Here is a 6,113-nt window from a genome sequence, read left to right on the forward strand (position 1 = left end):
TACCCAATTTTGTCAAAGATGTTTTGGTGTTAGATTATGACAACCTGCAATCACTAGAAATCATCAAACATTATCAGCAAGAACTTGCAGCTATTTTAGTTGTTCCAGTCCAAACAAGCAGACCAGGTTTACAACCAAAAGCATTTCTCCAACAACTGCGCTCATTAACAGAAGCAGCAAATGTTACTTTAATATTTGATGAAATGGTTACAGGCTTCCGAATACATCCAGGTGGCGCCCAAGCTTATTTCGGTGTTCAAGCAGATATAGCCACCTATGGAAAGATTATTGGTGGTGGTATGCCCATTGGAGTTATAGCTGGTAAAGGTATTTATATGGATACAATTGACGGAGGTATGTGGAATTACGGTGATAATTCCTATCCTCAGACGAACAAAACATTTTTTGCAGGCACTTTCTGTAAGCATCCCTTAACTATGGCTGCTGCACGAGCAGTTCTTAAACACCTCAAAGCCGAAGGTCTCTCACTTCAAGAGCAATTAAATATACGCACATCTCAATTTGTAGCATCTTTGAATACTTACTTTCAAGAAGAAGAAGTACCAATCAGAATGGCAAACTTTGGTTCATTATTTGGGCCAGCTTTCTTAAAAAATGATGTCTCTGAGGACAACTCTTTTACTTCGCAGGGCATAGATTTGTTACGTTATCACTTACTCAATAGAAAAGTTCACCTTCTAGGTGCAAGTGGCTATTTATCTACAGCTCACACGGTGCAAAATATAGATTATGTAATCGAAGCAGTGAAGGAAAGTGTTTCGGAACTCCGTCAAGGAGGTTTCTTAACTAGTTAATATCACATTTTTTTTAAGGTATTACCAATTAACAGGAAAAAACAATGTACCAAGACGAAAAAGAAGATACCACAATCTACAAAGTTGTAGTAAATCACGAAGAACAGTATTCCATCTGGCCTGCCGACCGAGAAAGTCCTAATGGTTGGAGAGACATGGACAAAAATGGTCTGAAGCAGGAATGTCTTGAATATATTAAGCAAGTTTGGACTGATATGAGACCTCTAAGTTTAAGAAAGAAAATGGAAGAAACTGCTGGTCAAGCTTGATGATTATTTGAAAATACTGTTCCTGAGTGGCAGTGAAATAGAAACTTTGAAATTTGAGGTCTGTGCTGAAGAGTTATTTCTGACTCAAGAAACTGACGTTTAAACTTATCTTGATAGTACTTTGTGTATACAAAACTTTACATACTTTGCCACTTGCATAATTCCAAAATCTCTCCCCTATAGGTAAGTATAGTTTTTCACAGGTAAAGTAATATGCAATTAGTTGACACTCCTCAATCCCTATCTTTAAATTACTCAGTTAGCACTGAAACTACAACTATCAAATCATCACGCTCACCAAAACTATCAATGGTTTGGGTTAAAGAATTTGATGGAGAGAAATATCGCTTAGTAGCGAAATGGACACTTAATAACTAGTATAAACAGTAACCTGATACTGAAATAATTTTTACTTTTTCAAAAATGCATAAATCAATATCAGTGTCCCTAATACTCCATCGCCACGGATAATTTTCTGTTGGTTGACCAACTCGATAGGGTTTAGGAACGGGTATAGGGAGACGGTCGGCAAGTTGGGGAAGCCAGGTTTGTTCGTTTTCGATGAGTGTAGCTGCAACTTGACGACGCGGGAGTCGAATTGATAATTTCTCGCCCAATCGAAACATGGCATTATCCCAACCCACATCAACCAAATAAATTGGTAGGTGCGCTAAATCGGGGTGTTGTTCTTGCAATAAATTGGTGACGAGGGATACATCGATTTCTATTTCTGATATTGGGGTTCCTAGCCAACTCGGTTTTCCTGGCATTTGCATTTTCGACTAATCTAGAACTCGTAATAAGGATTGTATGGAAGATCAGTACTTCCATAATCTATTCCCATTTTATGTAGCTCAGAGGTAATTTGACTTCTGTGATGTGTTTGATGGTTAAACATTTGTACATAATAGAAAGCTCTAGGTACTCTTCTATTTCGATTCAACCTCTCGCTCCAAAATTCAAAAACCTCATCGAGCCAAGCCTGAGAACATTCTTGAGATTCTTTTACAAGTTTTTCATCAAACTCAAAACGCGCAGTTCTTAATATGCTATATTCCGGGTATGGAATAAAGTTTGGGTCAAATTTGGGAAGAGTTTTCGTATAAATCAACGAATGAATAGTTTCATCCACATGAATAATATGATTCAGAGTTTTAAATATTGAATCAAAAAACATCTCTCGGTTCAAACCCAGTTGTTCATCACTCAACTCATCACAAACAGTAAAAAGACTTTCGTTCTGCCACTTGTTATATAAAGCCATTGTTTCTAAAAAATTTGAAGTAATCATGATTCTTAGTCATTGAGTACAAACTTTGTACTTGTATTAGTTTATAATTTTAATCAAGCTTAATGCACTTTTGCGGTCGCTAATATCCCGTAATATTGATAACCCATGCGGTTTACCTTTGTAGATAAAGGGTACTGCTTTGACTTCAACGTCAAAAAAACTGCCATCCTTCCGTGGTGTACTGGTTATGAAATTGTATCAGTTCGCTGAAACTGGGATAAGGGTTTTTCAGTAGTTTAATTGCCACTGGTTTTTGGTCAGTTTCTCGGAAACCTTGATAAACTAAAGTTCTGGAACCATTGTAAAGTTGTTTGCTAACTTGATATCCGGGAATAGTGAAAGAAGTGCTAATCATATTGAGCTTTATCCTTTATCGGCTTAAACTTAGTATTCCCAGATACGCAAAATAATTTACCAAAGCGTAATTTTTTTATGAGTTATAAAAAGCGAGGTAATACGCAAGTTCAAAAATACTACCATGTCTGAGGCGAACACATTTCAAAGTTGAGCGTCAATAATCACTCTTATTGTTCCTTTAGTTGGCACCTGCTTTCGATGACCTGCCCATATTCACTTTAAACGAGTGTACGACAGGTTTGATATTATGGATTAATATTATACCCGTTCTTCGACAAAATTTTCTAAGCAAATGGTTGATTTTATGGATTTCAACTTAAATGAGGCAATTAAAGTTGCTAATCAAGCGGTTAACAACAAATTTAATAGAAATTTAACAGATATAGAGATTATCATTATCAAAGGAGCATGGGAACGGCAAGAATATGACGAAATAGCTGTAAAACATCAATATGCTACTACTTATCTTAGTCAAGATGTGGCGCCGAAACTCTGGAAACTACTTTCTGATTCATTGGGAGAAAAAGTTAAAAAAAATAGTTTTAAAGAAGCATTAAAGCGAAGATGGGAAAAATTAAGTACTGATACAACCTCTTTAGGTATTAAATGCGACAGTTTAACTGAGAATAAAATTATTTCAAATAATCTTGATAAAATACCAATTAATTTAGAGGAGCAAGAACAGTTAGAAAATATAATCCCTGAAATTTATGTTGAAAGACATCCGATAGAATCGATTTGTTACGAAGCTCTTTTACAACCTGGTTCTTTAATCCGAATCAAAGCTCCCAGTTTGATGGGCAAGACATCATTGATGATTCATGTAATTACAAGATTAACGAAAGAAGGGTTTCGTAGTGTGATTTTAAGTTTTGAATTAGCGGATAGAAACACGCATTTTACTAACCTGAATAAATTCTTGCGTTGGTTTTGTACTAATGTGAGTCGAGAGCTATCATATAAGAGTGAGCTAGATGAATATTGGGATGAAGAAGGTATGGGAGCAAAGGTAAGTTGCACGACTTACTTTGAAAAATATTTATTAGCTGCTACCGATAGTCCTCTGGTTTTATGTTTAGATAATGTTGATTTACTTTTTCCCTATCCAGAAATTTATGAAGATTTTTTTGGACTGTTGCGCTCTTGGTACGAGAAAGCAAGAACCAGAAAAATTTGGGCAAAGTTGCGGTTGGTACTGATACATTCTACCGACGTTTATATTCGATTAAATATTAACCAATCACCATTTAACGTTGGACTACCGTTAGAATTATCTGAATTTACGCGCGAGCAAGTACAAGAATTTGCCCAGCAACATGGACTTAATTTAGATGCAACTTTAGTAGACTCGCTTATAAACTTAGTAGGAGGACATCCTCATTTATTAGAAATGGCTTTTTCTCACCTCAAAAATTATCCAGATATTACCCTAGAGCAAATCTTGATTGAAGGAACAACAGAAACTGGTATTTACGCTCATCATTTACGCGAGCATTGGTTAAACTTACAACAGCATCCTGAATTAGCAAAAGCCTTTAAAAAAGTTAATAATTCTACCCATCCCGTGCAATTAGAACCATTATTAGCATACCAGTTACAAAGCATAGGTTTAGTAAAACTTTCTGGAAATTTAGCAGAGCTAAGGTGTAATTTATATCGCCAGTATTTTCAAGCGCATTTGTTGTAAAAATGATAGTAATTATTTAGGTTTTGTTGGCGCCTATTTTAGAAATTACATTGACTTTTTTAGGCGGCACGTTCTTTGTAGAAAATTCTCATAGATTCTTTACTAATAATCGCATGAGAAGGTTCATGTCTAGCTAAACCTTTCCGTGCCAATATCCAAGGGTCTTCACGAGTAGCCATTAATTCAAGCTCTAATCCTTCTCGAATAAAATATACTTCCGTTATCTCTTCTAAAAATTCTTCTAATTCTGGTTTAAACTTGGGCTGCTCAACTTCTTTAGGACTTACGCTACTGTCACAATTATTGTTTGGTGCGTGACGCTACAAGTCTTATAACTCCGTTGAAGTTTTTTCGTAGCGTCACACACCCTACGCTTTATATGTGCCAATTTCGTAAGTCCTATTCTTTTAGAATTGGCTTCGGTGCAAATTCTTTATACTTATAAAATAAAGAAGGGATAACTGGACCATGTGCCCAAGCTTCAAAGTCTTCATCGAACAGAGGAGTATCATGAATTCCCAAATGCCAAGCTTGAGCATAGTACGCTAGTTTTTGCAACTTCAAGTTACTGATAAATGAACCTGTATCGTTAGCTACATAAATAAAATAATCTACAATTGCATCTAAATTTGTAATTGCCATGTTCAAGAATGTTATATCCTTGGACTGCAATATATTAGTACTATATTTTTGGGTTAATAACCAATTATTTGATTCTATGTCCAGCAATGGTTTCAGACGGTCAGCAAAAAAATCTTGCCATTCCTCAACACCATATTTTGTTATAAACTGTTCCTCTACTTTCTTAAAACCTTCCCAATCGCGCGCTGCGATGGCGGTTAAAATTGGTATTAACTCTCTAATGGGTACGTCCAGTATTGTTTCAGCCATTTACAAAATCCTTTTCTACAACGCAGGTAAACCGAGGGTTTTCCTACAGGGATTTTTACGAATAGGGTTACTACATATTTTCATGAGCAATTTTTGTATCAAAAATATCTCGTGTATTTTTACCTAACTTTAGTAACTTTCTCATCTGTTACCTGACTATCAGATTTGTCGCTGATAGAATTTAAATCGTTCATTTTTATATTTTGATGATTTGTCCTGCTCGGTATAAGTTGTAAAGTATGTAATGGCAATCGTTTCATTTTACGAAGAACAACAAGAGCTTCAAGTATACCATCAAGACCACCCGAACTTTTTATTCCGGCACTCCTTGCCAACGATGCAAACTCTTCCGTATTAATTGGTTGAAAAACGTTATCTAAATATACAGGCTTGTTATGTCCAAGTGCAGCGCGCTCTGCGACCAATACCTTAGCAGCTAACCACCTAACTTCTCCAAAACGGTAGGGCAAAAAGATAACGCTTATTGTGTCATCATCTAACAAATCTTCCAAGTATGGTAATACCCGCTCATCAACAACAGGTTGTCTATATAAGCATTTTAACGTATCAACACGTATTGATACGTCAGGACTTGACAAATCCTCTGCTAATTCCTGAAACTCAGTATCACTTAACATAGTTTTCCTCACTATAGGGTTTTTGGAAAACGGGCAGGGATGCCCGTTCCACAAGAGAGTTTTACAAGAGAGAGGTGTGTTAGATGTCTGTGATGAGTTTTGCTTTTCTTAGGAAGAATTGGAGTGCATTGTCTTCTCTGGAGATAATGTCTGCTCTGCCTTCCA

The 6,113-nt window shown here is 36.1% G+C and carries 9 protein-coding genes and 1 pseudogene; 4 read left to right on the forward strand and 6 right to left on the reverse strand.

All coding sequences use genetic code 11. The features are described 5' to 3' along the window. From AC2JBO_RS42080 to AC2JBO_RS42090, 3 genes are all read left to right on the forward strand, one after another. Nucleotides 1-815: aminotransferase class III-fold pyridoxal phosphate-dependent enzyme (locus AC2JBO_RS42080; RefSeq protein ID WP_496959576.1), on the forward strand; the 815-nt coding region annotated here is incomplete at its 5' end. Between the two features lie 44 nt (nt 816-859). Continuing rightward, the gene (locus AC2JBO_RS42085; RefSeq protein ID WP_496959577.1) at nt 860-1,084 is read left to right on the forward strand and encodes an MbtH family protein; all 225 of its coding nucleotides are present in this window, start codon (nt 860-862) and stop codon (nt 1,082-1,084) included. Nucleotides 1,085-1,297: 213 nt separating this feature from the next. After that, nucleotides 1,298-1,462 carry a hypothetical protein gene (locus AC2JBO_RS42090; RefSeq protein WP_496959578.1) on the forward strand — a complete coding sequence of 55 codons (165 nt, stop codon included), beginning with the start codon at nt 1,298-1,300 and terminating at the stop codon, nt 1,460-1,462. Here the strand turns inward: AC2JBO_RS42090 and AC2JBO_RS42095 are convergent. The 4 genes and pseudogenes from AC2JBO_RS42095 to AC2JBO_RS42110 all read right to left on the reverse strand — a co-directional run. Beyond that, nucleotides 1,459-1,854, reverse strand: coding sequence for a phosphotransferase (locus AC2JBO_RS42095; RefSeq protein ID WP_496959579.1), 396 nt, complete (start codon nt 1,852-1,854; stop codon nt 1,459-1,461). The two genes, AC2JBO_RS42090 and AC2JBO_RS42095, sit on opposite strands and share 4 nt — an antisense overlap. Before the next feature lie 17 nt (nt 1,855-1,871). After that, on the reverse strand, nt 1,872-2,375 hold the full coding sequence (locus tag AC2JBO_RS42100) for a DinB family protein (RefSeq protein WP_496959580.1): 504 nt from the start codon (nt 2,373-2,375) through the stop codon (nt 1,872-1,874). Between the two features lie 36 nt (nt 2,376-2,411). Then, a complete protein-coding gene (locus AC2JBO_RS42105) occupies nt 2,412-2,564 on the reverse strand; it encodes a PAS domain S-box protein (RefSeq protein WP_496959584.1) in 153 nt (50 codons plus the stop codon). Further along, nucleotides 2,551-2,730, reverse strand: a pseudogene (locus AC2JBO_RS42110) (hypothetical protein); the annotation flags it as partial. The gene AC2JBO_RS42105 and the pseudogene AC2JBO_RS42110, both read right to left, overlap by 14 nt. Nucleotides 2,731-3,036: 306 nt before the next feature. On the opposite strand from AC2JBO_RS42110, the gene AC2JBO_RS42115 reads away from it, so the two are divergent. Further along, nucleotides 3,037-4,419 (forward strand): AAA-like domain-containing protein, encoded by a 1,383-nt coding sequence (locus tag AC2JBO_RS42115; protein WP_496959581.1) that lies wholly within the window; start codon nt 3,037-3,039, stop codon nt 4,417-4,419. Between the two features lie 399 nt (nt 4,420-4,818). On the opposite strand, the gene AC2JBO_RS42120 is transcribed toward AC2JBO_RS42115, so the two are convergent. Both AC2JBO_RS42120 and AC2JBO_RS42125 read right to left on the reverse strand, forming a co-directional pair. Continuing rightward, a complete protein-coding gene (locus AC2JBO_RS42120; RefSeq protein WP_496959582.1) occupies nt 4,819-5,310 on the reverse strand; it encodes a Panacea domain-containing protein in 492 nt (163 codons plus the stop codon). A gap of 119 nt (nt 5,311-5,429) precedes the next feature. Continuing rightward, complete coding sequence (locus tag AC2JBO_RS42125) at nt 5,430-5,948, reverse strand: hypothetical protein (protein ID WP_496959583.1); 519 nt, start codon at nt 5,946-5,948, stop codon at nt 5,430-5,432. Nucleotides 5,949-6,113 lie beyond the last annotated feature (165 nt).

It is taken from the genome of Calothrix sp. CBUCES-K 9914 (assembly GCF_059640475.1).

What these genes read in the sequence shown, in the direction of transcription:
- AC2JBO_RS42100 (WP_496959580.1), bottom strand. Translation starts at nt 2,375, where the DNA reads ATGATTACTTCAAATTTTTTAGAAACAATGGCTTTATATAACAAGTGG.
- AC2JBO_RS42090 (WP_496959578.1), top strand. Translation starts at nt 1,298, where the DNA reads ATGCAATTAGTTGACACTCCTCAATCCCTATCTTTAAATTACTCAGTT.
- AC2JBO_RS42120 (WP_496959582.1), bottom strand. Translation starts at nt 5,310, where the DNA reads ATGGCTGAAACAATACTGGACGTACCCATTAGAGAGTTAATACCAATT.
- AC2JBO_RS42085 (WP_496959577.1), top strand. Translation starts at nt 860, where the DNA reads ATGTACCAAGACGAAAAAGAAGATACCACAATCTACAAAGTTGTAGTA.
- AC2JBO_RS42115 (WP_496959581.1), top strand. Translation starts at nt 3,037, where the DNA reads ATGGATTTCAACTTAAATGAGGCAATTAAAGTTGCTAATCAAGCGGTT.
- AC2JBO_RS42125 (WP_496959583.1), bottom strand. Translation starts at nt 5,948, where the DNA reads ATGTTAAGTGATACTGAGTTTCAGGAATTAGCAGAGGATTTGTCAAGT.
- AC2JBO_RS42095 (WP_496959579.1), bottom strand. Translation starts at nt 1,854, where the DNA reads ATGCCAGGAAAACCGAGTTGGCTAGGAACCCCAATATCAGAAATAGAA.